This window comes from Streptococcus mitis (genome assembly GCF_946190115.1).
GTDB lineage: Bacteria > Bacillota > Bacilli > Lactobacillales > Streptococcaceae > Streptococcus > Streptococcus mitis_CO.
Map to the genome: position 1 here is coordinate 1 of NZ_CAMHZG010000036.1, position 2,285 is coordinate 2,285.

General features: G+C 42.4%; 1 pseudogene. It reads left to right on the forward strand.

The features are described from left to right. Positions 1-2,285 (forward strand): annotated as a pseudogene (locus tag N8L90_RS09270) (hypothetical protein); the annotation flags it as partial.

Consider the following 2,285-nt stretch of genomic DNA (forward strand, 5'->3'; position numbering starts at 1 on the left):
CGTACAGTAGAGATTCCAGTTAAACTGAAACGTGGAACAGAAGAGACTGTTGTAAAAATCCCTGTAACTATCCAACGTGATACAGATGGCGACGGCATTCCAGATGTGACTGATCCAGATGATGACAACGATGGAATTCCAGACAAGGATGATGCAAATCCAAAAGTAGCGGATAAATTAACAGGAGAAAAAACAGGAAAAACTGTAAAAGAAAAAACACCTGTCCCAGCAAATACTAAGGTAGTAACACCAAACAAACTAGGCACAACGATTACAGTAGATAGTCCAGTAAATGGTTTAACAGTGGATAACGATGGAAATCTAGTAGGTACACCAACTGTCACAGATTGGGGACCAAAAGAAGAAGAGCGTACAGTAGAGATTCCAGTTAAACTGAAACGTGGAACAGAAGAGACTGTTGTAAAAATCCCTGTAACTATCCAACGCGATACAGATGGCGACGGCATTCCAGATGTGACCGATCCAGATGATGACAACGATGGAATTCCAGACAAGGATGATGCAAATCCAAAAGTAGCTGATAAATTAACAGGTACAGTCACAGATCCAGGAAAAGTGAAAGAGAAAGCACCAGTACCGCCAACAAAAGTTGTGACACCAAATAAACCAGGTTCAACCATCACAACAGAAACACCAGTAAATGGTTTAACAGTAGATGGTGATGGTAACTTAACTGGAACACCAACCGTAACAGATTGGGGACCAAAAGAAGAAGAACGTAAAGTTACAATCCCAGTTAAAGTTAAGAATGGTGATGAAGAAGTCCTTGTGGATGTTCCAGTTACAATCCAACGTGATACAGATGGCGACGGTATTCCAGATGTGACCGATCCAGATGATGACAACGATGGTATTCCAGACAAGGATGATGCAAATCCAAAAGTAGCTGATAAATTAACAGGTACAGTCACAGATCCAGGAAAAGTGAAAGAAAAAGCACCAGTACCGCCAACAAAAGTTGTGACACCAAATAAACCAGGTTCAACAATCACTACAGAAACACCAGTCAACGGTTTAACAGTAGATGGCGATGGTAACTTAACTGGCACACCAACCGTAGACGATTGGGGACCAAAAGAAGAAGAACGTAAAGTTACAATCCCAGTTAAAGTGAAGAATGGTGACGAAGAAGTCGTTGTGGATGTTCCAGTTACAATTCAACGTGATACAGATGGCGACGGCATTCCAGATGTGACCGATCCAGATGATGACAACGATGGTATTCCAGACAAGGATGAAGAGAAAAATGGAACAGATCCTAAGACACCAACAACTCAAACTCCTACAATCGATATCACACGCAAACCAAATGGTGATGCAGTAATAACACCGAAGAAACCAGATGGCTCAACCTACCCACCAGGAACAGTAGTAGAAATTCCAGGTAAGGATGGTAATCCAATTGTCGTTACAATCGGTGAAGATGGTTCAGGAATAGTTCCAAATGACAAGTTACCTAAAGGTGATTTACCAGGAAAAGGTACAGTAACAGAACCGAATAAAGAACCATCACAACCAGTGCCAGTAACAACACCAGCTCGTAAGATCCCGACAATCAAAATTGAACAAGATCCAGACACTGGCGATGTTACAGTCACACCGAAGAAACCAGATGGCTCAACCTACCCACCAGGAACAGTAGTAGAAATTCCAGGTAAAGACGGAAAACCAATCACAGTCACAATCGGTGAAGATGGAAAAGGAACAGTACCAAACAGTGATCTGCCAGAAGGAGATATTCCGGGAACAGGTAAGATTATTGAAAAAGGGAAAACACCTGAAGAAGTTCAAGTGAAGACACCTAAAAAATTAGATCCAAATGAACCACAAACGGAGCGACCAGTCTCAATTGGTATTACTCAGCAACCAAATGGAGATGCGATTGTCACACCGAAGAAACCTGGAGTGGTAGGAACATATCCACCAGGAACGAAGGTAGTTATTCCGGGTGATAATGATACTCCAATCGAGGTTATCATCGGAGAAGACGGTTCAGGAATAGTACCGAATGATAGTCTTCCAAAAGGAAAAATCGAAGGAGAAGGTACAGTAACAGAACCGAATAAGAGACCATCACAACCAGTGCCAGCAACTACTCCAGCACGTAAGACACCGACAGTAGACTTGGAACAAAATCCAGATACAGGTGATGTTACAGTGACACCGAAGAAACCAGATGGCTCAACCTACCCACCAGGAACAGTAGTAGAAATTCCAGGTAAAGGTGACAAGCCAATCACAGTAACAATCGGAGAAGATGGAAA